This is a genomic window from Pseudomonas sp. 22515 (assembly GCF_052044625.1).
GTDB classification, from domain to species: domain Bacteria; phylum Pseudomonadota; class Gammaproteobacteria; order Pseudomonadales; family Pseudomonadaceae; genus Aquipseudomonas; species Aquipseudomonas alloputida.
The window spans coordinates 341991-367058 of sequence record NZ_JBQENN010000001.1 but is presented as its reverse complement, the minus strand read 5'-3'; the positions used below and the strand labels follow the sequence as shown (position 1 = coordinate 367058).

The 25068-nt window shown below is 54.1% G+C and carries 25 protein-coding genes and 2 pseudogenes; 9 read left to right on the top strand and 18 right to left on the bottom strand.

Going from position 1 to position 25068, the window contains the following annotated elements; translation table 11 throughout:
- Window positions 1-402 precede the first annotated feature (402 nt).
- Window positions 403-1059, bottom strand: coding sequence for an RES family NAD+ phosphorylase (locus ACTJJN_RS01610; RefSeq protein ID WP_440780807.1), 657 nt, complete (start codon window positions 1057-1059; stop codon window positions 403-405).
- Window positions 1056-1613 (bottom strand): hypothetical protein, encoded by a 558-nt coding sequence (locus tag ACTJJN_RS01605; RefSeq protein WP_440780805.1) that lies wholly within the window; start codon window positions 1611-1613, stop codon window positions 1056-1058. The genes ACTJJN_RS01610 and ACTJJN_RS01605 overlap by 4 nt, the downstream gene beginning before the upstream one ends.
- A gap of 164 nt (window positions 1614-1777) precedes the next feature.
- Here ACTJJN_RS01605 and ACTJJN_RS01600 point away from each other — a divergent pair, with 164 nt between their 5' ends.
- Window positions 1778-2527, top strand: a complete 750-nt coding sequence (locus ACTJJN_RS01600; RefSeq protein WP_440780803.1) for a hypothetical protein — start codon at window positions 1778-1780, stop codon at window positions 2525-2527.
- A 92-nt stretch (window positions 2528-2619) separates the two neighbouring features.
- Here ACTJJN_RS01600 and ACTJJN_RS01595 read toward each other — a convergent pair whose 3' ends face one another.
- A complete protein-coding gene (locus tag ACTJJN_RS01595) occupies window positions 2620-4002 on the bottom strand; it encodes a hypothetical protein (RefSeq protein ID WP_440780802.1) in 1383 nt (460 codons plus the stop codon).
- A 263-nt stretch (window positions 4003-4265) separates the two neighbouring features.
- Between ACTJJN_RS01595 and ACTJJN_RS01590 the strand changes: the two genes are divergently transcribed.
- The 3 genes from ACTJJN_RS01590 (at window position 4266) to ACTJJN_RS01580 (ending at window position 7236) form a co-directional block, all read left to right on the top strand.
- Window positions 4266-4523, top strand: a complete 258-nt coding sequence (locus ACTJJN_RS01590) for a hypothetical protein (protein ID WP_440780801.1) — start codon at window positions 4266-4268, stop codon at window positions 4521-4523.
- 41 nt (window positions 4524-4564) lie between these two features.
- A protein-coding gene (locus ACTJJN_RS01585; protein WP_143494549.1) for an IS3 family transposase occupies window positions 4565-5715 on the top strand; the annotation gives its coding sequence in 2 pieces (ribosomal slippage) (window positions 4565-4799 and window positions 4799-5715; 1152 coding nt in all).
- Between the two features lie 504 nt (window positions 5716-6219).
- The gene (locus ACTJJN_RS01580) at window positions 6220-7236 is read left to right on the top strand and encodes a hypothetical protein (RefSeq protein WP_440780799.1); all 1017 of its coding nucleotides are present in this window, start codon (window positions 6220-6222) and stop codon (window positions 7234-7236) included.
- 164 nt (window positions 7237-7400) lie between these two features.
- On the opposite strand, the gene ACTJJN_RS01575 is transcribed toward ACTJJN_RS01580, so the two are convergent.
- Entirely contained in the window at window positions 7401-7598 is a 198-nt protein-coding gene (locus ACTJJN_RS01575; protein WP_440780797.1) for a hypothetical protein, read from the bottom strand.
- 46 nt (window positions 7599-7644) lie between these two features.
- On the opposite strand from ACTJJN_RS01575, the gene tnpA reads away from it, so the two are divergent.
- The 3 genes from tnpA to tnpC all read left to right on the top strand — a co-directional run bounded on the left by tnpA (window position 7645) and on the right by tnpC (window position 9906).
- The gene (gene tnpA, locus ACTJJN_RS01570) at window positions 7645-7977 is read left to right on the top strand and encodes an IS66-like element accessory protein TnpA (RefSeq protein ID WP_009684096.1); all 333 of its coding nucleotides are present in this window, start codon (window positions 7645-7647) and stop codon (window positions 7975-7977) included.
- Entirely contained in the window at window positions 7974-8309 is a 336-nt protein-coding gene (gene tnpB / locus ACTJJN_RS01565; protein ID WP_009684097.1) for an IS66 family insertion sequence element accessory protein TnpB, read from the top strand. Before tnpA ends, tnpB begins: the two co-directional genes overlap by 4 nt.
- Window positions 8310-8370: 61 nt before the next feature.
- Window positions 8371-9906: an IS66 family transposase gene (gene tnpC / locus ACTJJN_RS01560; RefSeq protein WP_009684098.1), complete on the top strand. Its 1536-nt coding sequence runs from the start codon at window positions 8371-8373 to the stop codon at window positions 9904-9906.
- A gap of 33 nt (window positions 9907-9939) precedes the next feature.
- Here the strand turns inward: tnpC and ACTJJN_RS01555 are convergent, their stop codons facing one another.
- From ACTJJN_RS01555 to ACTJJN_RS01525, 7 genes and pseudogenes are all read right to left on the bottom strand, one after another.
- Window positions 9940-10473 carry an NUDIX hydrolase gene (locus tag ACTJJN_RS01555; RefSeq protein ID WP_009684099.1) on the bottom strand — a complete coding sequence of 178 codons (534 nt, stop codon included), beginning with the start codon at window positions 10471-10473 and terminating at the stop codon, window positions 9940-9942.
- 92 nt (window positions 10474-10565) lie between these two features.
- Window positions 10566-11417, bottom strand: a complete 852-nt coding sequence (locus ACTJJN_RS01550; RefSeq protein ID WP_012316922.1) for a universal stress protein — start codon at window positions 11415-11417, stop codon at window positions 10566-10568.
- Between the two features lie 11 nt (window positions 11418-11428).
- On the bottom strand, window positions 11429-12916 hold the full coding sequence (locus ACTJJN_RS01545; protein WP_009684101.1) for a SulP family inorganic anion transporter: 1488 nt from the start codon (window positions 12914-12916) through the stop codon (window positions 11429-11431).
- A gap of 402 nt (window positions 12917-13318) precedes the next feature.
- Window positions 13319-14281: pseudogene (locus ACTJJN_RS01540) on the bottom strand (IS5 family transposase); the annotation flags it as partial.
- Window positions 14282-14468: 187 nt separating this feature from the next.
- A complete protein-coding gene (locus ACTJJN_RS01535) occupies window positions 14469-15452 on the bottom strand; it encodes an IS5-like element IS2000 family transposase (RefSeq protein ID WP_440780795.1) in 984 nt (327 codons plus the stop codon).
- 209 nt (window positions 15453-15661) lie between these two features.
- Window positions 15662-15892 (bottom strand): hypothetical protein, encoded by a 231-nt coding sequence (locus ACTJJN_RS01530; protein ID WP_440780793.1) that lies wholly within the window; start codon window positions 15890-15892, stop codon window positions 15662-15664.
- A 319-nt stretch (window positions 15893-16211) separates the two neighbouring features.
- A pseudogene (locus ACTJJN_RS01525) lies at window positions 16212-16442 on the bottom strand (histone-like nucleoid-structuring protein, MvaT/MvaU family); the annotation flags it as partial.
- A gap of 37 nt (window positions 16443-16479) precedes the next feature.
- Here ACTJJN_RS01525 and ACTJJN_RS01520 point away from each other — a divergent pair.
- Complete coding sequence (locus tag ACTJJN_RS01520) at window positions 16480-17940, top strand: FAD-dependent oxidoreductase (RefSeq protein ID WP_440780791.1); 1461 nt, start codon at window positions 16480-16482, stop codon at window positions 17938-17940.
- Between the two features lie 11 nt (window positions 17941-17951).
- The gene (locus tag ACTJJN_RS01515; RefSeq protein ID WP_440780790.1) at window positions 17952-18650 is read left to right on the top strand and encodes an SDR family oxidoreductase; all 699 of its coding nucleotides are present in this window, start codon (window positions 17952-17954) and stop codon (window positions 18648-18650) included.
- A gap of 293 nt (window positions 18651-18943) precedes the next feature.
- Here ACTJJN_RS01515 and bhcC read toward each other — a convergent pair whose 3' ends face one another.
- The 7 genes from bhcC to ACTJJN_RS01480 all read right to left on the bottom strand — a co-directional run bounded on the left by bhcC (window position 18944) and on the right by ACTJJN_RS01480 (window position 25067).
- Entirely contained in the window at window positions 18944-20107 is a 1164-nt protein-coding gene (gene bhcC / locus ACTJJN_RS01510) for a 3-hydroxy-D-aspartate aldolase BhcC (protein WP_440780789.1), read from the bottom strand.
- Window positions 20108-20118: 11 nt separating this feature from the next.
- On the bottom strand, window positions 20119-21066 hold the full coding sequence (bhcB, locus tag ACTJJN_RS01505; RefSeq protein ID WP_440780788.1) for a beta-hydroxyaspartate dehydratase BhcB: 948 nt from the start codon (window positions 21064-21066) through the stop codon (window positions 20119-20121).
- 20 nt (window positions 21067-21086) lie between these two features.
- Entirely contained in the window at window positions 21087-21488 is a 402-nt protein-coding gene (locus tag ACTJJN_RS01500; protein WP_440780786.1) for a RidA family protein, read from the bottom strand.
- Between the two features lie 59 nt (window positions 21489-21547).
- Window positions 21548-22843 carry an NAD(P)/FAD-dependent oxidoreductase gene (locus ACTJJN_RS01495; RefSeq protein ID WP_440780784.1) on the bottom strand — a complete coding sequence of 432 codons (1296 nt, stop codon included), beginning with the start codon at window positions 22841-22843 and terminating at the stop codon, window positions 21548-21550.
- Between the two features lie 51 nt (window positions 22844-22894).
- On the bottom strand, window positions 22895-23245 hold the full coding sequence (locus ACTJJN_RS01490) for a RidA family protein (protein ID WP_440780782.1): 351 nt from the start codon (window positions 23243-23245) through the stop codon (window positions 22895-22897).
- Window positions 23246-23574: 329 nt separating this feature from the next.
- Entirely contained in the window at window positions 23575-24306 is a 732-nt protein-coding gene (locus tag ACTJJN_RS01485; RefSeq protein WP_440780896.1) for an amino acid ABC transporter ATP-binding protein, read from the bottom strand.
- Between the two features lie 68 nt (window positions 24307-24374).
- Complete coding sequence (locus tag ACTJJN_RS01480) at window positions 24375-25067, bottom strand: amino acid ABC transporter permease (RefSeq protein ID WP_440780780.1); 693 nt, start codon at window positions 25065-25067, stop codon at window positions 24375-24377.
- Window position 25068 lies beyond the last annotated feature (1 nt).

Genomic DNA, 25068 nt, shown 5'->3' with positions numbered 1-25068 from the left:
GGAATTCCAGCGGCGCCGACACATGCCGAGCGCTCGGGGATTATATCAGAGTAAAAGTGGCTGCAAACGGTGCTAATTACGCTCGCACTCCCGCGAGCCGAGCCCGGCGAATAGATCGTAGGGCAAGATAGCCACTCAATTGGATAGAGTGATATCCATTTGGGAATAATCCGACCGGGATTTAACTTCGTCCATGTGAGCGAGCGCTCACTGCATACTTTTCGAGAGTTATAGCTAGCTGCCAGGCAGGGTTGCATGAAGTTCACAACACCTGCCTATCCTTGTCAGACTAGAAATTTCTCAGCCTAGGATTTTTCGCAGGGTTACCCAGCTTCTGAATAGGCTCGCGGGTAGCTAGAAAGGAGCGAATCGACGTACTCCCCCAATAAAAACGATGGTGCTTCACCCTTCATCCTGATCTGGCTCGTTATCCAGGTACTTCACTCTTCGAATCGGGTGCGCCACCAAGCTATCGGCCACATAATCGATGCGGGGCTTGTCGGACGCCTTCCCTCCGCTGATTCCTTGAGCCCCGTTGAGCTTCCAGAGCAATGCTGTCTCGGCACAGGCCACATGAGAAAAGAGCACGATGTTGCTACCAGGAGGATTCTGAACGGATTTGAAAATGACACCGTCGATGCGTGGTTTGCAGCAGGTTGCCAGGTATTCAGCAATGATTTGAGAGGTCAGATATTCTGCCTCCGCTCCCGGGAGCACAGGGATCGTAATCTCATTATGGAGATATCTCAGAAGCTCCCTACGTCCCGATTTGACGTAGTACCCCTGGTCGAAGAAGCTGGGCTCAGGCCCTAAGTCAGCTTTTTCAATACGTTTGAAATCCAGCACCCTGATCTCATCATTCAACCGGAACTCGCCGCTGACAACAGTGCATCCCACCGGTGGACGCAGCTCAGATATACAGGTCTCACGATCCAAAGCCCCATAAAACACGGGCACCCCGGCCGCGTTCATTCTGCCCCCGCTCGCTTTCTGCTTTGGTGGAGCGGCTAGATTGCGCGATGGATTACGCGTAATTTCCTCTTGGCTTTCGAACGTCATACAGGAGCGCGCGCGGAAAATTGCAGGCGAGTTGTCTGGTGTGAAAACCCGTACCACAGCACGCTCATCAGATCCCACCGAGTAGCCGTGTACGCCTTCGAAAAGCCAGTCCAAAAACTGTTTCGCGTCCTCGTTGAAGAAGCGGCTTTTGTGACGAATCCCCTCCTGAAACTCTCCCCATTTCTGGCCGAGGTGATGACGCGGAAGCTCCTTTCTAAAGTAACCCTATCATTGCTGAAGGCCTTTAGGTTAGCGCACACCGCTGCCACTATCGGCGCCTCTTCGGTGGTTCGGAAAATGTGGCTGGCCCAAAACTCAATGCGTTTGCCTAGCGTGGTTTCGACGCTACCGTCTTTCATCACCGTGCGGTGAAGATCGGGTACACAGATGTAATCGTGAAGGATGGCCTCCACGCGAGATACGATTTGATCAATCGGAAAGCACTTGCGCTTCACAGCGCACAGACTGCAGCAGGTGGAAATCCCCTTGCGCCGGATTACCCCGCCCAGGAACAAATCCGTTGCGCATTTGAAGCAAATATTCTGATCAGCCATTGCGACCTCTGCTCTGCGGATGATAGCTAAGTACCACCACCCGTGAAAAAGGTGCATGATCGCTGATGCATCAGGCGTCTCCAATGGCAGATCGGCCTTCCGCTTGCACGCCTGCCGTACAGAACCGCAAATAACTGGCGAACGTCAAAAGGACAAGGCACACCATGAGCTCGGTCAAGGATCACTTTTTCGAGGTTCAGCAGGACAATTGCATCGCTTGGATTCGGGAGCAGTACGGGATCGAAATCGATCCAGATGAAGACCCAGACACCTGGGAGCAGCTAGCGGGAGAATACTCATCAATGCTTGATGCCCAAGAGGATGAATACGAATGGTTGAATCGCCATACACCCAGCGAGTTCTTCTGTCAGTTCTCGCAGGAGCTAGGCACAGCATCGGGGCTGATGATGATTGCTACCAACCGTAGCCATGCCGACACACTCAACAAACTCGTCTACGCCCACACAGTCACACTTTTAGAAGCTTTGATCAGCTCGGTTGTGCGTCACCTGATCGTGAAAGACACGCAGCTTCTGACCAACCTCCTCGCTGGCTATGGAAAATTGAGTAGCAAGACCATTACGCTCAAGGAGATCGCCGAGCAACCTAAGGCACTTGAGAGTATGGCTCAACAGACCTTGTCCGAGCTGACATTCCACAACGTCGCGACAGTAAAGCAAGTTCTGGACGCCATGTTCGGCCGACACATGACTGGTCTAGACCTGGCTTCAATCGGGCGTATTTGCAACACCCGCCACGATATCGTTCATCGCAATGGAAAGACCGTTCGTGACGAACCGATAGAGCTCGAGCAAAAGCAGGTAACCGAAGCAATCAGCACCATTCGCAGCTTTGCAGATGACCTGCAGCGCCGGATCAACGACGCGCTGGATGAGCGAGCGGAAGACTTCTGAACGGGTGCTCAAGAGTGCACCCGTATCAACCGGCGGCTCCAATCAATCCATAGAAGCGTGATGCGCAATCACGTCATCTGTATGGACTCTCACTAAAGCTGCGTTCTCGCCGCCTTATCCTGTTCCCAATGGGTGATATCTGGAATCTCGTCAACGCCGTCAGACCCAAGCATCAAGGTCTGGCGGGGGAACAAGTCCATGAGGTTCGGTATCCGAGCGAAATCCTGCACGGTCTCAGCCCACTCGTAGTTTTCCTCGAATGGGTAGTAATTGACCGCGTGCACGAATACCCCAAGCACCGTGGTTTCAGACGCATCGTATGCTGAAATGTTGTCGATATTTTTCCCCCGGCGCAGCTCTTCAATCTGGATACCGTCACGTGTCTCGTACCAGACATGCACTACACCGGCACGGTCATGCGGGATCTGACTGACGCCATCGTTGACCAGGCTCTTGAAGTGCTTGGAACGGGTGGAGAGCGAATCCTCATGGTCGCAGCGCCATTGGGCGGCTACGCAGCTGGCCACATCCTTGACGAACATGTTCAGAATGTCGTGATTGGTACCCGGCCGGATGACACGGCTAGCAACGGTCGCAATACTTCGCTTCTCGTTACTATCGATAAAGCCGAACACCAGCTTCTCTTGCTGCGGGCTGTGGGGGCGGACAGAGAAATCCTTGTAGTGTTGCTTGAGACGCATTTTATCGATAGCGCGGATTTGGGCGGTTATCGAGCCTTCTCTAACCCTCGACCCACCTGCCTTGATTGCAAGGCTGACCACCTTGATCACATCGTCAGCTGTCACCACAGACACCTGCTCATGGAATGTCAGGTCGGCAATGCTCCATGGGGCAGCTTTGAGCATGTGATGGCTCAGCTTTGACCAGATGTCAGCCCAAGCTTGCTCTTCCGCTTGGGAATACTTGGTTTGCTTAATCGAGCGCTTGCACTCTACATAGAATTCTAGGTCTCCGGACTTAACCAGGAGGTCTGGAGATTTTTTCTTCCCGTCGGGCCATGTGATGCTGTTCTCGGGGATAAAGGAAACCTCGTATCCGTTCTTGATGTAGAAAGAGGCCGTCAGCAGCTCAAACAGCCGGGTTTCAGGGTTGTTATTGTTCGCCAGCATGTTGTCGAGAACGTGCTCAACATTCGGCACTTTGCGAAGCTGATCTGCAACGGCACCGATTGCCATGGCGTACGGGTAGATACGTCTGCTGCTATAAGCAGAGTCGCTGAGAGGAAAATCGTGCGACAGGTAGGAAGCCAGAATGTACCAATCGATGTCGTTCTCTGCCGGCATGAAGAGTTGGGGCTCAATCGGTAGCCTGACATCGAAACTCGAATCCTTCTCTCGGATGCGCTTCACGTAGGCAGCTCTGCGCTGCCCCCAAGCTTCGGCTCCAAGCCTATCCACGAGTAGCTTATAGAACGCTTTGATCCTTGCCCGTTCAACCCGACTGACTGCATCCATGGTGGTCTCTCCGTGTGGGGAACACGGAGCATACTCCGGGGTGATGCTAATGTGCCACTTCGTGCGCTGAGGGTAGCGCTCAATGCCGTATCACCTTATCTGAGACCGGACTGACCGTAACACCATGGCACAAACCCTAGCCCCTTCGGGGATGACCGACAGAGACGATGCACGCTTGCCCACCTCGACCTCGTGAGGACGTCCGGTACACCTCTAGCACCACTGCCTATCCAGTAACGCAGTCGCGGCTAAGGCTGCAGCAAGTGGATACTGCTCTATCACATCGCGTGTTAGCATTATCGAGTGATGGCATTAAGCAATCATTCATTTTATACCTGGAGCGCATGGGCATGGAAGAGCAATCAACGGGGCAGGTCATCCAGCTGTTCGGAGATAACGAGCTGGTGGAACACATCCATCAAGACAATTTCTTAGGCCCCCAAAAGACCTTCCTTTCGCCCTACCTCCATTGGTCGCTCGATGGCGAGGAAAAATGGGCTGAATCGCCCCTGGTTTCGTAGACACCTCCAAGCCTCATAATGAGGCCCAAATAGGAGGTGCCATGAGTCGTCAGCGTTACCCTGAAGAATTCAAGATCGAAGCGGTCAAGCAAGTGACCGAGAAAGGCAAGCCTGTCGCTGAGGTCGCCCAGCGCCTGGGCATGTCCGTGCACAGCCTTTACGCCTGGATCAAGGTCTACAGCAAGCCCCAAGAGCAGCGTCAGCAAGACAATGATCAGCAGGCTGAACTGCGCAAGCTGCGCGCTGAACTCAAGCGCGTGACGGAAGAGCGAGACATCTTAAAGAAGGCCGCCGCGTACTTTGCCAAGGAGTGCGGCTGAAGTACGCCTTCATCAAGAAGCACTCGACGGATTACCCGGTGCGGCGCCTTTGCCAAACCCTCAAGGTGCATCCCAGCGGCTACTACGCTTGGTTGGCGGAGCCTCAATCTGCCCGAGCAAAAGAAGATCATCGTCTGCTTGGTTTGATCAAACATGCTTGGCTCGAAAGCGGAGGTGTGTACGGCTATCGCAAAATTCATGGTGACCTGCGTGAGCTGGGAGAGACATGCGGGCGAAATCGAGTCGGTCGTTTGATGCAAGCAGAGGGGTTGCGTTCGCAAACGGGTTATCGCCGTCGTCCTGGGTTTTATGGCGGAAAACCAACCGTGGCCTCGCCCAACCACCTTGCCCGGCAGTTCAAGGTCAGCGAGCCGAACAAGGTCTGGGTGACCGATATCACTTACATCCGCACCTATGAAGGATGGCTTTATCTGGCGGTAGTGCTGGATCTCTTCTCACGCCAAGTAATTGGTTGGTCAATGAAGCCAAGGATGAGCAGCGACCTTGCTATCGACGCGATGCTGATGGCCGTTTGGCGACGCAAGCCACAGCAGCAAGTGATGATTCACTCAGACCAAGGCAGTCAGTTCAGTAGCTCAGATTGGCAAAGCTTCCTTAAGGCCAACAATGTGGTCAGCAGCATGAGCCGACGGGGAAACTGCCACGACAATGCCGTAGCCGAGAGCTTTTTCCAGCTTTTGAAGCGGGAACGGGTTCGACGAAAGACCTACGCGACACGTGACGAAGCCCGGAGTGATATTTTCGATTACATCGAGATGTTCTATAACCCAAAACGTCGACACAGCAGTGCTATGCAGCTGTCTCCAGTAGAGTATGAGAAACGCTATTTCCTGAGCTTGGAGAGTGTCTAGGAAACCAGGGGCGATTCAGATACGTGTTTCCGTTGATGTCTCAGGCGAAATCCTCGAGGGCTGGATTGCTCGACGGTATACTGTGGCAATAGACATTCCGAAGAAGTGATAGGGCTCATGGCCAGAAGCGCCAACCGTATCACCAGAATGAAAACGAGAAGCCCGGCACTGAGACCGGGCTTGCTTCGAGCCGGAGACGTCGAGTGTCATGCTCAAGCAGCTTGCAACACCGCTCAGACACGCAGCCTCAGCTGATGACTCCGGCTGCCTACCCTCCCAGATGACTCCAATCGCCCTAGGCTGAAATGATTCATCTACGCAATCGAGTGTAGCTACTACGAGCCCGCGAAAAATGGAGAATTGACCCTAGAATCAACGTGTCGCCAACTCTCCATAGATCAGACCAGTAAGCAGATAGCCTTTACTAGATTTTTCCGCCTGGCCACTTGCATTTGCGATGGCGTTAAGCCATATAAACAAAAAAGAATGCAGGGATAGCCGCTCATGAAACTAGTAGCTTTGATTGTAGCGACAGTGTGTTTGCTTAACGGGTGCTCACTTATTAATCCTTACGATACTTGGGGAGAACGTGGCTACGTCTGGTGTAACGATCGATATCTAAAGCATCGTAACTGGGATGAAGCAACCGAGAATGCCGCAACAAAAGGCTATATCTACGGCCTAGCGGCTGCGCTTGTCCTTCAGGGTGACCGCTCTGACAAGGTATCTCGGGCCCACTGGTTCACTCAACCTTCAAATCTCATGCCGCTTGAACCTCCTGGGAAACGAGACTGGTCAGGGTTTGAAGCTGCGACGTTTGTGCACAGGCCGCGTGATTCCAGCAAGCCTGAAGAAATCATCATCGCTTTTACTGGCTCGAACGACTATCGAGATTGGGCAACGAATTTTGACCCATTTGCTACCCGACAGTATGACCTAGCAATCGAGTACACAAAAAAGCAATTGAGTGATCCTCGAGTCAAAGGGAAGAGAGTTGTGCTAACTGGCATATCTCTAGGTGGGGCGCTCGCTGTGCACGTTCTCAAGGTTTCCGGGCTGGAGCCTTTCATCAGTGAGGTGTGGGCAATCAACCCGAGTCCTAAAATTTACTCGAAACTAGCTGCCAGCGAGTCCATGAAGAAAAAGACTTGGCTTGCCTATTCAAGCGGCGAAGCACTCAACGCGCTGAGGTCGCCTTGGTTTAGCTGGCTGCCGACCATGGGCACAATTGAGCCTGGCAAAGGTCAGACGGCAGTTTTCGAACTCGTGGACTCTAATGGGATTTACGCCCATTACCGTTGGGGTGCTGCGCGGCAGATGTTATGGATTGCAGACTATCACCTATCCAAAGGACATAAGGATCAATGGACGGAGCCGCTTGAAATTATCGCGCATAGCTGCTTCCGTTCTTGCCTGACCCAAGATAAATCCAAGATTCCTCTCAGACCACTTCTTCAGCCCACAGCACCGCTAAGTTCCGGATACTTTCCGCATGCTTATAGCTGTGAACTCGAAGACTAACCCCGTTGGCATCTGGCCGGAAACCTCCCGGCCTTTTTCACAGGTGCAGGCCTGTCAAAGCCTTATGACTCTAGACGACTGCAGTGACACCTCACCTGCTTCCGCCACACCTAAGGATGGTCTGAAATAGCCGGATATTTTCCGGCTATCGAGCGGTAAGCAGTTCAAAAAACGACCCACGTCAGGATTTGATCAATCCTCTTCGATTTTTCAAGCTCATCGGCTACTGCAAACCACTGCGCAGCAGCCATTTCCTGTATTACACGCGAACCTCTCCTGCGTTCGACAGCAAATGTCGGCGTGCCGTAACCGTCCGGCCAACTCACCTTCCTGACCCCGACGCCAAAGGCGATGGTGTCCACCTAATTTAAGTGGACACCATTTCTAGCCTTTTAAGCGGGTCTTTCCATGCAGTCACAACGCCGTTCCTATTCAAAATCCTTCAAGGCCCAAGTTGTCCAAGAGTGCGCCCAGCCCGGCGCATCGATTGCCAGCGTCGCGCAGAAGCACAGCCTTAACGCGAACCTCGTACATAAATGGATTAGGGTACTCACGAACAAAACTATGGCGCTGCAACCTGCTTTCATTCCAGTGCCCTTGCCGCTAGCCGGAGGACATTCGCAGGCAGCTTCATCAAGTATCTGCATTGAAATCCAGCACCCGCGTGGCACCGTCAAAGTGAACTGGCCGACCGAAAGCGCTGTCGCCTGTGCCACCTTTCTGCGAGACCTGTTGGAATGATTCGGATCGATGCCATCTGGCTTGCCACCGAGCCTATGGACATGCGCGCCGGTACCGAGACCGCGCTGGCCAGGGTGATCGCGGTGTTCGGTGTGGCGAAGCCGCACTGCGCATACCTCTTCGCTAATCGCCGTGCCAACCGAATGAAAGTCTTGGTGCATGACGGTGTGGGCATTTGGCTGGCAGCGCGACGATTGAACCAAGGCAAGTTTCATTGGCCCGGCATCCGTCACGGATCGGAAGTCGAACTCGATAACGAGCAACTTCAAGCCTTGGTACTGGGTTTGCCGTGGCAGCGGGTCGGCGCAGGCAGCGCGATCACAGTGCTTTAGCCCCTGCCATTAGCCCATCGGTTTATCGCTGTTGACGACCTGCTCTGACACAATCAGCGGCATGACTTCCTCGCCCAATCTCGACCAGATGACACCGGAACAGCTGCGCGGCTTGGCCGAACAGGCTATGCAGTTGCTGTCCCAGGTCGACTCCATGAGCCAGAAAATCCAACGCCTCGAAACGGTCAACGAGCAACTGGCTCATGAAATCGCCATCCTCAAGCGACACAAGTTCGCCAAGCGCAGCGAGCAACTGAGCCCCGACCAAGGCAGTCTGCTTGATGATCTGCTCGATACCGATATCGCAGCTATCGAAGCCGAGCTGAAGGCAGCCAATCCGCCGGCCGCACCGGCCGAGCCACGTCATAAGCCCAAGCGTGCACCACTGCCGCCGCAGTTTCCGCGAACCGTGATCCGTCACGAACCAGAGAATACTCAGTGCGTGTGCGGCTGCCAGCTTCAGCGAATCGGCGAAGACGTCAGCGAGAAGCTCGATTACACTCCGGGCGTGTTCACAGTTGAGCGGCATGTGCGTGGAAAATGGACGTGCCGTCAGTGTGAAACACTGATCCAGGCGCCTGTACCGGCCCAAGTGATCGACAAGGGCATCCCGACCGCAGGCCTTTTGGCCCACGTGATGGTGGCGAAGTTCGCCGACCATTTACCGCTGTACCGGCAGGAGAAGATTTTTGGTCGGGCCGGACTGCCCATCGCCCGTTCGACACTGGCGCAATGGATCGGACAGACCGGTGTGCAGCTCCAGCCTCTGGTCGATGCGCTGCGTGAGCATGTGTTGGCCCAGGGCGTGATCCACGCCGATGAGACCCCGGTTCAGATGCTCGCACCAGGCGAAAAGAAAACCCACCGCGCTTACGTGTGGGCCTATAGCACCACGCCTTTCTCGGCCCTAAAGGCCGTGGTCTACGACTTCAGCCCCAGCCGTGCCGGCGAACATGCGCGTAACTTCCTGGGCACGTGGAACGGTAAGCTGGTCTGCGATGACTTCGCCGGCTACAAGGCCAGCTTCGAGCTGGGCATCACCGAAATCGGCTGCATGGCCCATGCACGCCGCAAATTCTTCGACCTGCATGCAGCCAATAAAAGCCAGTTGGCGGAGCAGGCGCTTCACTCGATTGGCGGGTTGTATGAAGTCGAGCGACACGCCAAGGAAATGAGCGACGAAGCCCGCTGGCGATTACGTCAGGAAACAGCGGTGCCCATCGCTGAAAAACTGCATGAGTGGATGTTGGCCCAACGCGAACTTGTGCCCGAGGGTTCGGCCACGGCCAAGGCCCTGGATTACAGCCTTAAACGCTGGGTAGCGCTGACGCGCTACCTGGAAGATGGTGCTGTGCCCATCGACAATAACCAGATCGAGAATTTGATCCGGCCGTGGGCGCTTGGGCGCTCGAACTGGTTATTTGCCGGGTCGCTGCGCAGTGGAAAAAGGGCGGCGGCAATCATGAGCCTGATCCAGTCGGCGCGTATGAATGGGCACGATCCGTATGCCTATCTCAAGGATGTACTGATGCGGCTTCCGACACAGCGGGCGAGCGAAATCACGCAATTACTCCCGCAGCATTGGATGCTTGCCTGAGGCAGGCTAAGTGGACTTCGCCAAATAGTCAGCTCAAAGGCTGATTGGCATCAACAATTCGGAAGCGACTTTTCTCAGCATGTAGGTTTCGCGCAGAATTGACTGCCCCATCGAAGACTCGTGACGCTGCATGACGGCTTCATTGTGTGCGATGGCTTCATGCAGGTTGATCCAGACAGGCCGCATACCATTAGCGATTTCGTGGCTTTCCATTCTCACCGGCTCTAGCTGGGGCGCTACTTCGCATTGATAAAAATGCGAGGTCATGTGCATCAGATCGTACTGTGGCTTTTGGTAGGGCCGGTACTCCTCGATGTAACCGTAGTGCTGGAGCACCTGTATTTCACGAGCACCAGTCTCTTCCTCAAGCTCACGCTTCAGGCCTGCGACAATGTCCTCGTCACCATCAAGGCCGCCTCCAGGAAAGCTGAAATCGTTATAGCGCTCGGTGAACAGCAACAGGATCTGTTCACCCCGCATCACGATGCCGCGAGCTGCATGTCGACGGAATACTCTGCCCTGCTTGGATTTCAGCTCGGGGTGAACAATTTCAGTTATGAGTTGCATGTGGTCTCGTAGCGGCAAGATCAGTTAGTCATCGTCCAGGGTGGCCACGGTATTTCCTCAGTTCTGGAAATACTGTGGCCAGTGGAACTGGCTCAGCGAAGCAGCAATAAGGGTACAGTGGATGTACGCAGCATCGTCGTGGTCGTGCTGCCTATCAGAAACTGCCTGATGCGTGAGTGCCCGTACGCCCCCATGACCAAGAGGTCAATGCCGTGCTCTGCCTGATACGCATGCAGTGTGGACTCTACTTCGCCTGGGCGGATCTCGGAATGCACCAGCGAGCCGGAAGACGCAAGCGTGGTTCGTGCCTTCTCCAGCGCGTTCTGGTTGTCTTCAGAATCCGTTCCAACCATGACGATATGAATTGGCAGGCCTTCGCACAGCGGGCTTGAAGCAAGCATCTGTAAGGTCTTGTGGCCTGTTGCGCTGCCGTCAAATGCCACCATGACCGTTTCAGGTTTCCTGAAATGGCTGGTTGTAATCAGGGTGGGGCGGTGGATAGTTCGGACTATCGCTTCAATCTGGCTGCCAAGACTTTGGGCACTGCGCGTGCTGTCCTCACCGACTCTTCCAATCACCAGTAACCGAATATCGTCTTGGAGATCGCTCAGGCTCTCGACGAGATGGCCATGGCGCTGCTTCATATCAGGTGACATGGCGCCAGAGTGAACTGTTCGCTCGCGAGCTTTTTCAAGCATGTGCTGCCCATGCTCCAACGCCAGTTTTGCCCGCTGCGCATCCAGCATGGCCAACTCTTCCAGCAGATGTTCTCTGCTACCGAGACCGATATTGCCGCTGAGGTCAGCGGATGCAGGATATTTCTCCTTATCCAGCACATGAAGCAAGGTCAGGGGAGCGCTGAGTCGTTGCGAGGCCCATGCTGCGTAATCGCAGACCGCCAATGAGGATTGTGAGTTATCAATGCATGCCATTACGCGGGTCATTGTCGTTCTCCTTAGTGGCTCATGAGCTTGTCGATGGCACCGGGTTTGTCATGCACGCCGAAGCGGTCAACGATTGTCGCGCTGGCTTCATTGAGACCGAGCACTTCAACCTCAGCGCCTTCGCGTCGGAACTTGATCACGACCTTATCCAGCGCTGCGACGGCGGTGATATCCCAGAAATGCGCCTGTGTGAGATCGATGGTGACCTTGTTGAGCGCCTCCTTGAAGTCAAAAACCTCAGTGAACTTGTCCGCAGAGCTAAAGAACACCTGGCCCACGACGCGGTAAGTCCGATGCGATTTCGTCTCTTCAAGAGTGCTCTTGATATCCAGGTAGTGCCCGACCTTGTTTGCGAAGAACAGGGAGGCCAGCAGCACACCTACCAGTACGCCGTAAGCCAGATTGTGAGTGGCCACGACGACCACGACGGTCGCCACCATGACGAGGTTGGTCGACAGCGGATGCTCTTTCAGATTACGCAAGGAATCCCAGCTAAAGGTGCCGATGGACACCATGATCATCACAGCCACGAGTGCCGCCATAGGGATTTTGGAGAGCCATTCGCCAAGAAATACCACCATCAGCAGCAGGAAAACGCCGGCACACAATGTCGAGAGACGGGTGCGGCCACCAGATTTCACGTTGATGATCGACTGGCCGATCATGGCGCAACCTGCCATGCCGCCAAGCATGCCGGCAGCGATGTTGGCCACACCCTGGCCTTTGCACTCGCGGTTTTTGTTGCTGGTGGTGTCGGTAAGGTCGTCGACGATGGTCGCGGTCATCATTGATTCGAGTAGACCCACTACTGCCAACGCAGCCGAGTACGGGAAAATGATGCGCAGGGTTTCAAAATTCAGCGGAACTTCAGGCCAGAGGAAGATCGGGAGCGTATCAGGCAGTTGGCCCATGTCACCGACGGTGCGGATATCCAAACCGAGGTAAATGGCGATGGCAGTCAGCGTCAGAATGCACACCAATGGAGAGGGAATCACCTTGCCGATTTTCGGTACATACGGGAACAGGTAGATGATTCCCAGGCCCGCAGCGGTCATGGCATAGACATGCCAGGTGACATTGGTCAGCTCAGGCAATTGCGCCATAAAAATCAGAATCGCTAATGCGTTTACGAAGCCGGTGACTACCGAGCGTGAAACAAAGCGCATCAACGAGCCGAGCTTCAGGTAGCCGGCAAGGATTTGAAGTACGCCACATAGTAGCGTCGCGGCCAGCAGGTACTGGAGTCCATGCTCTTTTACCAGCGTAACCATCAGCAGTGCCATGGCGCCTGTCGCCGCCGAGATCATTCCGGGGCGCCCGCCGACAAAGGCGATGACAGCGCAGATACAGAAGGAGGCGTAGAGACCGACTTTGGGATCTACCCCGGCGATGATGGAAAAGGCGATGGCTTCCGGGATCAGCGCGAGTGCGACCACCAGCCCCGCGAGCACGTCGGCACGGACGTTGGAAAACCACGTTTGTCTAAGTTTTTGCAGCATATAAATATCCAAGGCAAAGCATCGCGCACGCCAAGGGAGTGGCGAGCGAATCGATACAAATTCAAATTTTGAGGATTTTTTGCTGTGTGCTTAAGGTGTAAAACCAGGCGTACAGCAGTGAGCACCCGCGAGCGAGGCTAGCGGAAGCAGGTTGTTGCGAGGGGGCGTAGCGCTAAGGCGGCGTAGGCTGCCAGTAGATCGTTTGGAGTACAGTCATGCTGATGTTCCTGTAGCTCAAGGGGTATGCGGAGCCGAAGTATACAATGAAGCCATCGTCGATTGCGACCCGCTGGCAGGCTCTGCATGACCTACGTCAGATACAGGCTTATTCAATGGGTATACCTGCGGGCAAGGCTTTGTTTTCCACCCGTTCTTGTCCGAGCTGGTCTGTGTGCTGAGGGGTGAGTTGGCCAGACGGTTACGGCGTGCCATCCATAGGTTCGACAGGGCGAACAATGTCACCATCTGTACGGTGTTTTTGATCAGGCCACGGAATCGCACCTTCGTATAACCGAACTGGCGCTTGATCACTCGGAACGGGTGTTCGACCTTGGCTCGAACCTGAGCCTTGGCCTTCTCGATCTTGCGTGTCGCTTTGTACAGGGCACTGCGTTTTCCATGCTTTTTGTAAGTGCTGCGTCGGGCTGCAATCTGCCAGATGACCTCGCGTTCCGCGTGCTCTTCGCGCTTCTCGGCCCCGGTGTAACCCGCATCGGCGCAGACCACGTTTTCCTCACCGTGCAGCAGTTTGTCGACCTGCGTGACGTCCGCGACATTGGCCGCCGTGACTACCACGCTGTGCACGAGGCCCGACTCATCATCGACACCGATATGGGCTTTGGCCCCGAAGTAATACTGATTGCCTTTCTTCGTCTGGTGCATCTCAGGATCGCGCTTGCCCTCCTTGTTCTTGGTCGAGCTGGGGGCATGAATCAGGGTGGCATCGACGATGGTGCCCTGACGTAACGACAGGCCGCGGTCGCCCAGATAGTCATTGATGACACCGAGAATTCCTGTCGCCAGGTCGTGTTTTTCCAGCAGACGACGGAAATTGAGAATGGTGGTTTCGTCCGGGATTCGCTCAAGACCCAGCCCCGCAAACTGACGCAGAATGGTCGTCTCATACAAAGCCTCTTCCATCGCCGGATCGCTGTAGCCGAACCAGTTCTGCATCAGATGTACACGCAGCATCGCCATCAATGGGTAGGCCGGACGACCACCTTCACCCTTTGGATAATGCGGCTCGATCAGGGCAATCAAACCCTTCCAGGGCACCACCTGATCCATCTCGATCAGGAATAACTCCTTACGGGTCTGCTTGCGCTTGCCGGCGTACTCGGCGTCAGCGAAGGACATCTGTTTCATCATCGAAAAGCTCGGCGACTGGTATCCGGAGATTCTGCCAAATCAGGCAGTCTTTTTCAGAGTTTCCCTAAGGAAACTCCGAACAAGTTGCTCATCAGTCGGAAATGGGCGGCTTAGGGATGCCGAAAAGCCCGCTTTTCAGTCGCTGATTATTGGATAACCAAGGCAAAGCCTTGGTTATCTGGACTCACGGGCGCACCTCTCCCGCAGCAGGCAATAATTGCCGGCGCACCATCCACAGATTCGACAGGGCAAACAGCGTGGTCAGTTGCGCCGTGTTCTTGGCCAAGCCGCGAAAACGAGTCTTTACATAGCCGAACTGGCGTTTGATCACCCGGAACGGGTGCTCCACCTTCGCACGCACTTGCGCCTTGGCCTTTTCGATCTTGCGCTTGGCTTGGTAGAGCACGCTGCGTTTGTTCAAGTGTTTGTAGGTGCTGCGGCGGGCAGCGACCTGCCATATCACCTGCCGTCCCTCGTGTTCTGGCCGCTTTTCCACGCCTGTGTAACCCGCATCCGCACACACGACATTCTCTTCGCCATGCAATAGCTGAGCGACCTCCGTCACGTCAGCTACGTTCGCGGCGGTGCCATGAACGTGATGCACCAGACCCGATTCAGCATCCGCGCCGATGTGGGTCTTCATGCCGAAATAGTACTGGTTGCCCTTCTTCGTTTGATGCATTTCAGGATCGCGCTTGCCTTCCTTGTTCTTGGTCGAACTGGGCGCGTGGATGATGGTAGCGTCGACAATGGTGCCCTGGCGCAACGACAGGCCCTTGTCTTGCAGGTAATTGTTGATGGTTTCCAGAATGCCGGCTGCCAACTGATGCTTCTCCAGCAGGTGCCGGAAGTTCATGATCGTCGTGTCTTCGGGGATCGGAGCGCTGAGCGTCAGACGAGCGAACTGGCGCATCGAAGTGATCTCGTACAGCGCCTCTTCCATGGCGGGATCGCTCAAAGAGAACCAATTCTGCAGCAGGTGAATGCGCAGCATGGTTTCCAGAGGATAAGGCTTGCGGCCACCGCCAGCCTTTGGGTAGTGAGGCTCGATCAACGCCACCAGTCCACTCCACGGAACCACCTGTTCCATCTCGGCCAGGAAACGCTCGCGACGGGTTTGCTTGCGCTTGCCGGCGTACTCGAAATCGGAAAAGCTCATCTGACTCATGGGATGGCGGACTTGTAGAAGGCAGTTGGACGGAGGGCTATTTCAGCACAGGTCAGATGGCCTGTGCTGACTTGATCGGAGAATCCCTAAAAGCGTTCGCTTCAGCTCTGACATCGCTGAGATACCTAGATTGCTACCAGTACAATCACCATCGCTGAAACCTGATGTTCAGACAGCTCCGGCGAAAGCAACTGATGGTTTAGCAAGAGTCACCACGGTGAAATCGACTGGATGATTTCGGTGATTTGCCTCCAGTAGCGGAGCAGCAAATAACCGCTGATGACAACTGCCTCTGGGAATGCGATGTAAGCCACAATGGGGTTCACAAACCTGTCGTCGATGCCGAGTACGAGCAGCATTCCGAGGCTCAGGATCGCGCACGGTATGAAAACGAGCGCCAGCACAGTGAAAGCCACGCTCACCACATAGATCAACTCCATCAACGTCCTGAACACCAGGTGTTGCTCCTTGAAATGCGTCGTTCGCCGGCGACAGATCTGATTGCTACATCACCCTACTGGATTTTACATCGGCACGTAGCCCCTGCGGGGATTGACGATTTGATTGAGCATCGCGGAGGCCCACCCACAGAGCGGAGCACCAGTCAGCGTAGGCGAATTGATTGCCCTCTGGCAGTTGTAGACCGGGCTGCGTCGCTCCACCAGACAGGGTCTCAGCGCATCGGGCCTGCGGCTAGAGCTCGCCCTCAGGCGCAACGAAGAAACCTCCGCGAACGGAGGCCTCTCCGGATATGCGGCCTTACTTGGCGAGCCAGGTCTCTACTTCATCCGAACCGTACTGAGCTTTCCACGCTTTCAGCCCACTATGGTTGCCGCCCTTGGTTTCAATTACTTCATCGGTGTGAGGGTTGCGGTACTGCTTCACTTGACGAGGGCGGCGCGGAGCTTTTTCAGCGACGGCCGGAGCAGCAGCACGGCTTTTGGCCTGAGGATCCAGAATATCGATAACGTTACGCAAGCTGTAACCGGCTGATGCTGTCGCTGGGCGAACCCTACAAGGAGGAGCAATGACCAACCTCCATTCGGCAGGTCTCAAGCAGCTGGAGCAACGGCTGAAGCAAGAGATGACCTGGCTTGGATTACCGGCGCCCCAATGGAGCTTTCCCCTCTTCCACCCCGAGGGTGAAGTTCTGGATGTCGCAATCATAGGTGCCGGCATGAGCGGCCTGGCGGTGGCGGCGGCGCTCAAGCTCAAAGGACTGCAACCAACTGTCTTTGATAAGGCACCTGCAGGCTTGGAGGGGCCATGGCTGACTACAGCGCTCATGGAAACACTGCGCTCGCCTAAAAACGTTGTCGGCCCGGCTTTGGATCTACCATCACTCACGTTTGCCGCCTGGTACCAGGCGCAATACGGGATTGAGGCCTGGGACGACCTCGACAAAATCTCACGTCAAGAGTGGGCTCGATATCTTCACTGGTACCGCGACGTGATGGACATCGAAGTCCGCAGCGAACATGAAGTGCTGGAGGTACTACCGCGCGATGATAAGACCGTTGAGCTGATCATCTTCCACGCGGGAAATACCCGGCGATACCTCACTCGCCGAGTGATTTTGGCCCTTGGCCTCGAAGGCTTTGGTCGTCCGGACATTCCCTCTTGGGTCGATGACCTTCCACGAAATCTGTGGACGCATTCGATTGAAGCCCTGGACTATTCAACACTACGAGGAAAGCGAGTCGCCGTCGTGGGTGCAAGCGCAGCTGCCATGGATTGCGCGGCAACAGCGCTAGAGTCCGATGCAGAAGCCGTGGAGTTGCTGATTCGTCGCCCAACCATCCCTCACCTTAACCGGGCAAAAGGAGCCGGCAGCGCAGGGCTCACGCATGCCTACAGGCAACTTCCAGACGCATGGAAATGGCGCCTGTCCTACACCATTGCAAAGGCACAGATCGCCCCGCCGCGCGGCAGTACGCTTAGAGTCACAAGGCATCAAAACGTATTCATCAATACGGGATGTCCGGTCACAGCCGTACGTGAAGAAGCCAATGCAGTGACGCTTACGACCCCTAAAGGCGAGTTTGTGGTGGATCACCTCATCCTCGCCACAGGCTTCCGCCTCGATTGGGCCAAACACACAGCTTATGCATCGTTCGCGAACGAGCTTCTGCTTTGGCGTCATCGATTCACGCCATCGTCAGACGAAGCCAATGATGCGCTGGGCGAACATCCGTATCTCGGGTCGGGCTTCGAATTTCAGTCGCGTGCGCCCGACGCAGTTCCCGGGCTGGATCGCATCCACTGCTTCTGCTTGGCCTCAACCCTCAGTATGGGACACGTGATTGGCGCGATCCCAAACACGGGTTTGGGCGCCAAGCAACTCGCCGAAATCATTGCCGGCAAACTGTACCAGGAAGACGAAGCCCAACATTTCCAGAAGATTCTCGACTACGAAGAGCCAGAGCTCTTTGGGGACGAATGGATACCTGCCCTCCCCCCGAGCCTGCGTAATCAGAGCAGTAACTAATGGAGAAATTTATGACTCTGCCTCAAAGCAGTCTACCCTTGGCCATTGTGACCGGGGGTACCAGCGGTATAGGCCTCGCCATCGTCAAAGACCTCGCCCGAGATCATCATGTCCTGGCTTTGGGTCGGGATCCACAACGCATCGCTCAAATCACCGGTCTGAAAAACATCACGCCCGTGGCTGTTGATCTCGTCGATCACGAGTCATTGGCTCAGCTCGTAGCCCCACTGGAAAAAATCAGTGTCCTCGTACACTGTGCAGCAATTTCAGAGAAATTCACCACGGCAGAAGCATCACCCAATGATTGGCGAAGACACATGGAGATCAATCTAATTGCACCCGCCGAGCTGAGCCGCCTTTCCCTGCCCGCGTTGCGCCGAGCGGAGGGCCAAGTGATCTTCATCAGCTCAGGCGCCGGAATTCGTTCAATTCCCGGCCACACGGTCTATTCCGCCAGCAAGCATGCACTACGAGCCCTAGCCGATGGCTTGCGAATTGATGAAGCGAAACATCGGGTGCGTGTTGCCACGGTCGCTCCTGGGCCAACCCAAACGCCGAAAACGGTATCACTGCGTGATGATCCTCAAACCCAGGAACTCTATGAATCTTTCAGCACCCCGGAGTCGATTGCAGCAGGCGTGCGCGTGGTTGTAGATGCGACGGATGATTCTCAGGTAACTGAGGTAGTGGTTCGTCCAAGATTTGAGTGAGATCTAGCAAGGCCTTCTTAATATCAGAGGGCCTTGAAATCCCACCTGAACGGCGAGGGCTTCACCCTTCAAAGCCAGGGTAAGGCGCCCCTCACTGCTTGAGCAAGGTACTTGTTCAAAGCATCGACAGCGCACATATACACCGGATCCGCCAGTGTCGATGCTCGCCTTGTTATTGCCAGTGACCACCACAGCAAGCCGGTTGCGCTAACGCGCCATCCCTGGCGCACCAAATAAAAAGCCCACCTTGATAGGTGGGCCATGCACAACCAATCCAACCGACTGGAGCTAGCTCAATAGGCTTTACCACGAGCCGAAACCGGCCAAAGCGTCTCGACCTTTCCGTTTCGCACACCTACGTACCAGTCATGCACATTGCAGGTCGGATCACAGTGACCGCTCACAAGCTTCAGTTTTTCATTTACCTTCAAAACTTGACCTGGATCCTCTACCACTCCGTGCTCATCGCTGCATTTGATGTACTTCACATCGTCACGGCCATGGACAAAGGGCAGTCCACTGTCGACAGACTGAGCCTTCAGGCCTGCGTCTACGACTGCAAGGTGAGGTTTGGCGTGAGACATGACGCTGGTCAAAATGAACAAAGCATTTTCCCATTCGCCTTGGTCAATGCGCTTGCCTTCGATGTCGCGAATTCGGCCATAATCCGCGTCCATGAAAGCGTAACTGCCACATTGAAGCTCGTTGTAAACCCCGGAGTTACTTTCGAAGTAATAGGATCCAGTCCCTCCTCCGGAGACCAACTCAGGAGTCAGGCCTTCAACTTTCAAGGCCTCAACAGCTTCAGTTACTTGCGCAATGGCAGTAGCAAGCTTCGCTTTGCGATCCTCGTAGCTATCCATGTGCTGCATCGCACCTTGGTACGCTTGGACGCCCTTGAATTCCAGGTTTTGAGCTGCGGCTACAGCCCTCGCGATCTCTACCACGGCGCTGGTAGTGGTTACACCGCACCGCCCGGCCCCACAGTCGATCTCTACCAACACCCCGAGCTGCGTCCCATATTTTTTTGCTGCCGCAGAGAGATCAGCGACGTTTTCTACGTCGTCTACACAGACAGTCACGGTTGATCCGAATTTCGGCAGGCGGGCCAATCGGTCAATTTTCAGCGGATCTCGCACTTCATTTGTGACCAAGATATCGATGATACCGCCGCGTGCAAAAACCTCGGCTTCGGACACCTTCTGGCAGCACACTCCAACAGCACCGCCGAGTTCGATCTGTAAGCGCAGCACATCTACAGACTTATGCATCTTTCCATGAGCACGGTGGCGCATACCATGTGCCTTTGCATAGTCGCCCATCTTCTTGATGTTACGCTCGAGTGCATCCAAATCCAAAATAAGGCATGGTGTTTGGATTTCGCTTTCATCCATCCCTGGGAGAGCAGGAACATCGTAACCAACTTGCAATTCGTTCATATTTGCAGGGGCATTCATTACATTTCTCCTCAGTTCCAGGGAAGCTTATCGATATCGACGTTTCCGCCAGTAACGATAATACCTACGCGTTGACCAGCGAATAATTCTTTGTTTTTCAAAATCACAGCGAGCGGCACCGCACTACTAGGCTCAACTACAATTTTCATTCGCTTCCAAATCAGTTTCATCGCATCAATGATTTCTTCTTCGGTAGCGGTAAAAATGTCGGTTACATGATTGCGGACGAAATGCCATGTCAAATCTTTCAATGGAACCTTTAAACCATCAGCAACAGTCACAGGTGCATCGTCAGCAATGATCTCCCCGGCTCGAAAGCTACGAGCAGCATCGTCGGCATTGAGCGGTTCAGCCGCGTATATCTTGATCTGTGGTGCCAGGTGAGAAAGCGTAAGACACGCACCAGAGACCATACCTCCGCCCCCGATTGGTGCGATTACCGCGTCTAGGCCTTCTACCTGCTCAATCAGCTCCGCCGAACAAGTTGCCTGGCCAGCGATCACCCGCCAGTCGTTGTAGGGGTGTACAAACTCTGCACCGCTTTCAGCGACTACTTGCGAAAAGACCGACTCGCGAGAAGACGTTGAGGGCTCACATTCGACCACAACGCCCCCATACCCTTTGACTGCGTCCTTTTTCGCCTCGGGCGCGGTGCGGGGCATAACCACAGTACAAGGGATACCGCGTCGACCAGCTGCATAAGAGAGGCATGTACCGTGATTGCCGCTGGAGTGAGTAGCAACCCCTTTAGAGGCTTGCTCATCGGACAGTCCAAATACAGCGTTCGAAGCGCCACGAGCTTTAAACGCTCCCGCTTTCTGCAGGTTCTCGCACTTGAAAAAGAGTTCAGCCCCCACCAATCCATTGATGAATTTTGAGGTGAGAACAGGGGTCTTATGGATATAAGGGGCGATCCTTTCCCGTGCTTCGAGCATGTCTTCAATTGTTGGAATGATCATATATCGCACCGCTACTTGGACTATTTTCGGATGGATGGATCAACTGCAACGGCGTCCAACTCGATGAGGAAGCCATGGTGTAGCTCTGGAACTGGAACTACTGAACGAGCAGGCCGTGAATCCCCGAACGCCTTAGCAAACGCAGCGTTGAAAACACCCCACTGGTCAACACCAACGATGTAGGCCGTGACTTTGAGCACGTCAGACGGAGTAGCGCCGGCTGCGCCGAGAATTGCCAAAAAATTCTGCAGAACCTGGCCGACCTGCTCAGCGAAGGGCGCGACCTCATTGACGGCCGGTGTTCCAATTTTAATTGGGAGCTGACCGGAGATATGAATCAAACCACCGCCTTTCACCGCCTGACTGTAATGCCCTAATGGTTGAGGGGCATCATTGGTAGAAACAATCTCGATATCGCTCATTAGAAGCCTCATTTACTCTAAAACAGTTCGGGATTAAAAGTGTGCGATTGGCTGTCTCTTCAATACATCTGATGGGACTGAATCCCACCAAACAATGCGAAGCGGGTTGGAGAAAACGGCGCAATATCAACCGTGGGCGTATCGCCTGACACAAGATCAGAGACCAACATTGCCGTCATTGGAGCGCCTGTCATGCCTAAATGGCCGTGGCCAAACGCATACACCACATGCTGGCAACGGCGGGAGCGTCCTATCACCGGTAGCGAGTCGGGAATGCTAGGACGGAACCCCATCCACTTCGTAATATTCTTCTCTGGCCTCGTCGAGGAAAGACCAGGAAAAAGATTTCTCGCATGTGTATACAGCACGTCTGCTCGCTTCCAGTTTGGAGGTGCTTGAAGACCTGCAAACTCAACAGTTCCCCCGATTCGAAGACCAGTATCCATCGGCGTAGCGATGAATTTGCCCTCAGCATCCGTAGTTGGAATTCGAGGGACTACATGTGGATCACGAATGAGAATGTGATACCCGCGCTCGGTATCAAGGGGGATGTTGTCTCCCAGCGCCTCAGCAAGCGGCTTGGAATAAGCGCCGGCGGCCACGACTGCAGCATCAACGGTCACCGTACCTGAGGTTGTTTCGACGCCACTCAAGGCAGCGCCATTGACGATGAAGCCTGTAGCCCGTGCCGAAACGAACGTCCCACCATTTTCCAAAACCTTCCGGAAAATAGCGTTTACAAGCTCGTGAGGATTGGTCGTATGAGAGTTCTCAGCGATCAACATGCCTTTGGTGAAGGCACGAGAAATATTGGGATCAAACTCATGCAATTCGTCGGCACTCAGCACCTGCGTGGAGACCCCATTAGCGCTCCGAAGCTCCCACCCACCGCGATCTTTTGCGAGCGCTGCATCCGAACGATAAACATACAGGTGCCCCTCATGGCGCAGCAGATGCTCAGCACCGGCCTCCTCCGCCAATGATTTGATCAAAGGCACAGTCGAGCCAATGAGGCTTCGGAGTGCTTGAGCCTGCTCCCAAACCTTGGCACGCTTTCCTGCTAGCAGAAATCGGACTAGCCAAGGCGTTATGTTAGGCAGGTAATTAAACCTAACGGCAAGCGGCCCCATTGGATCCAGCAACCAGTTGGGGACGTTTTTGATCATCCCTGGCATAGACATTGGTACAACGGATGATCCGTTGAAGCAGCCAGCGTTGCCAAACGATGCTCCTTCACCAGGAGGGTTAGGATCTATGATCGTGACTTTGAATCCACGACGCTGAAGCATCAGCGCTGTACATACGCCAACGACTCCCGCGCCTATGACTCCAACATGTTTATCGCTCGAACTCATAATTCGCTCTCACGACGGCAGTGCGAAACCATGCCGCTAGGAATTGATGTATTAGTACTTAGCTGCAGTTACTACCACTTCAACGAGTACACCCGCGCCCAAATCCGAAACACCGATAGTAGCTCGTGCTGGCAAGCAATCAGGACTCAGCCAGGACGTCCACACTTCATTCATTTCAGATTTATTTTTCATGTCTGTGATAAAGAGATTCGCCGACAACAGTCGAGTTTTGTCGCTGCCGGCAGCTGACAGCAATTTATCCAGCTTGCTACAGACCTGCAGCATCTGCTCTCTCATGCCGACGCCATCTACGGCATCTGCAATCACTCCACCCAGGTAAACAACACCATTAAACTCGACTGAGCGATGCATAATCGGTGCTTTATCACGACGTGTAATCATAGTCACTAATCCAACTTATATTGAGGGCGCCTGCTGCGGTAAATTTATTTACACGCCCGCGCCAGACTTACAATTGAAACCAACCCTATATCGCAACGGCTTTCAGCTCACGAACATAATATTTGGACATATTATCCCGGCAGTCAAATGCCAATATGAGCCCCTGCGATTACAGAATGTTATACCCCGACAATCGGAAGACTTGAGCTTATGCATTAGGCCGGCCTAGCCGGCTAAAGGATAGCCCCAGGCATCCACAGAAAAACTGCGCAAGGTTAACCCTCCTTCTATAGAAGAAGGGCCCGAGACTGAGGCTCAGCCACCTCTAATTAATGCGACAGAATTTTCGACAAGAAGAGTTGCGCACGCTCACTTCGAGGCGTACCGAAAAACTCGTCCTTTTTTGCATCTTCCACAATTTGGCCTTTATCCATGAATATAACTCGATCAGCGACTTTTCGCGCAAATCCCATCTCATGGGTAACAACCATCATTGTCATGCCCTCTTGGGCGAGCTCGACCATAACATCTAGCACTTCGTTGATCATCTCGGGATCAAGAGCAGACGTAGGCTCGTCAAACAACATGCATATCGGATCCATGACCAACGCGCGGGCGATTGCCACTCGCTGCTGCTGTCCACCCGATAGCTGACCAGGGAACTTATGGGCATGGTCTTTTAATCCGACGCGTTCAAGAAGCTTTAGAGCTTTAGCCATTGCCTCATCACGGGATCTGCCGAGAACCTTCACTTGCCCCAAGCAGAGGTTCTCTGAAATCCGAAGATGGGGGAAAAGCTCGAAGTGCTGGAAGACCATTCCCACCCGCGAACGCAGCTTGGCCAGGTTAGTTTTTTTATCGGTAACCTGTATCCCGTCCAGGATTATAGACCCTGCTTGCACCGGCTCTAACGCATTAACACATTTGATAAGCGTCGACTTGCCCGATCCGGAGGGCCCGCAAACCACCACGACCTCACCCTTACGGACGCTGGTTGTACAATCAGTTAAAACCTTGAAGCTCGGGCCATACCATTTACTGATGCCATTAATTTGAATCATTGCCGGGCCAACTGGCTGCTGCAACACTTCGTTTACAACTTGGAGTTTAGAAGTAGCTGGCATTTTAATCACCGTATAATCGCTGTGCGAGCTTCCAGACGCTTGACCAAGCGTGAGGCCACGTATGAAATGAGGAAATATACAACTGCAGCGAAAACATACATCTCCACTAAGCGTACATCGCGCTGCGCAACCTTAGATGCCGCGCCGAGAAAATCGGTTAAAGAGATCACATACACTAGCGATGTGTCCTGAAAGAGAACAATCGTTTGAGTTAGGATCAGTGGAACCATATTCCTAAGCGCCTGAGGCAGTACAACATTTGTCATTACTTGCGTATAACTCAGCCCCACTGCATAGCCAGCTGCCGTCTGGCCATGTGATACAGACTGTATACCAGCCCTCATGATTTCCGAAAAATATGCAGCTTCAAACAGCGTAAACGTAATTAAAGCAGATGCAAACGCACCGACTGCGATTGGTTGTGATGATCCGATCAACCATGCGCCTAGATATGGCACAAGAAAGTAGAACCAGAAAATCACCAAAATTAGCGGAAGTGAGCGCATCAAGTTAACGTACGCCCCAGCGACGGCCGACAAAGTGCTGTGGGAACTCAAGCGCATCAACGCAAGCAGCGTCCCCAGAGCCAAGCCACCAACGGTCGCTAGCACCGTTAGCAACAACGTGAATTGCATGCCCTCCAAGAACAGATACGACAAAGAGCGGGCGATGACATCGAAATCAAAATTGTGAAACATG

Excerpts from the sequence above, each read along its gene's own strand:
- ACTJJN_RS01545 (WP_009684101.1), bottom strand. The coding sequence starts at position 12,916 with ATGCTGCAAAAACTTAGACAAACGTGGTTTTCCAACGTCCGTGCCGAC.
- ACTJJN_RS01480 (WP_440780780.1), bottom strand. The coding sequence starts at position 25,067 with ATGTTTCACAATTTTGATTTCGATGTCATCGCCCGCTCTTTGTCGTAT.
- tnpA (WP_009684096.1), top strand. The coding sequence starts at position 7,645 with ATGCAGTCACAACGCCGTTCCTATTCAAAATCCTTCAAGGCCCAAGTT.
- ACTJJN_RS01535 (WP_440780795.1), bottom strand. The coding sequence starts at position 15,452 with ATGAGTCAGATGAGCTTTTCCGATTTCGAGTACGCCGGCAAGCGCAAG.
- ACTJJN_RS01610 (WP_440780807.1), bottom strand. The coding sequence starts at position 1,059 with ATGACGTTCGAAAGCCAAGAGGAAATTACGCGTAATCCATCGCGCAAT.
- ACTJJN_RS01605 (WP_440780805.1), bottom strand. The coding sequence starts at position 1,613 with ATGGCTGATCAGAATATTTGCTTCAAATGCGCAACGGATTTGTTCCTG.
- ACTJJN_RS01555 (WP_009684099.1), bottom strand. The coding sequence starts at position 10,473 with ATGCAACTCATAACTGAAATTGTTCACCCCGAGCTGAAATCCAAGCAG.
- ACTJJN_RS01500 (WP_440780786.1), bottom strand. The coding sequence starts at position 21,488 with ATGAGCGATATCGAGATTGTTTCTACCAATGATGCCCCTCAACCATTA.
- ACTJJN_RS01485 (WP_440780896.1), bottom strand. The coding sequence starts at position 24,306 with ATGATTCAAATTAATGGCATCAGTAAATGGTATGGCCCGAGCTTCAAG.
- tnpB (WP_009684097.1), top strand. The coding sequence starts at position 7,974 with ATGATTCGGATCGATGCCATCTGGCTTGCCACCGAGCCTATGGACATG.
- ACTJJN_RS01490 (WP_440780782.1), bottom strand. The coding sequence starts at position 23,245 with ATGATTACACGTCGTGATAAAGCACCGATTATGCATCGCTCAGTCGAG.
- ACTJJN_RS01580 (WP_440780799.1), top strand. The coding sequence starts at position 6,220 with ATGAAACTAGTAGCTTTGATTGTAGCGACAGTGTGTTTGCTTAACGGG.
- ACTJJN_RS01600 (WP_440780803.1), top strand. The coding sequence starts at position 1,778 with ATGAGCTCGGTCAAGGATCACTTTTTCGAGGTTCAGCAGGACAATTGC.
- ACTJJN_RS01595 (WP_440780802.1), bottom strand. The coding sequence starts at position 4,002 with ATGGATGCAGTCAGTCGGGTTGAACGGGCAAGGATCAAAGCGTTCTAT.
- bhcC (WP_440780789.1), bottom strand. The coding sequence starts at position 20,107 with ATGAATGCCCCTGCAAATATGAACGAATTGCAAGTTGGTTACGATGTT.
- ACTJJN_RS01520 (WP_440780791.1), top strand. The coding sequence starts at position 16,480 with ATGACCAACCTCCATTCGGCAGGTCTCAAGCAGCTGGAGCAACGGCTG.
- bhcB (WP_440780788.1), bottom strand. The coding sequence starts at position 21,066 with ATGATCATTCCAACAATTGAAGACATGCTCGAAGCACGGGAAAGGATC.
- ACTJJN_RS01550 (WP_012316922.1), bottom strand. The coding sequence starts at position 11,417 with ATGACCCGCGTAATGGCATGCATTGATAACTCACAATCCTCATTGGCG.
- tnpC (WP_009684098.1), top strand. The coding sequence starts at position 8,371 with ATGACTTCCTCGCCCAATCTCGACCAGATGACACCGGAACAGCTGCGC.
- ACTJJN_RS01515 (WP_440780790.1), top strand. The coding sequence starts at position 17,952 with ATGACTCTGCCTCAAAGCAGTCTACCCTTGGCCATTGTGACCGGGGGT.
- ACTJJN_RS01495 (WP_440780784.1), bottom strand. The coding sequence starts at position 22,843 with ATGAGTTCGAGCGATAAACATGTTGGAGTCATAGGCGCGGGAGTCGTT.
- ACTJJN_RS01530 (WP_440780793.1), bottom strand. The coding sequence starts at position 15,892 with ATGGAGTTGATCTATGTGGTGAGCGTGGCTTTCACTGTGCTGGCGCTC.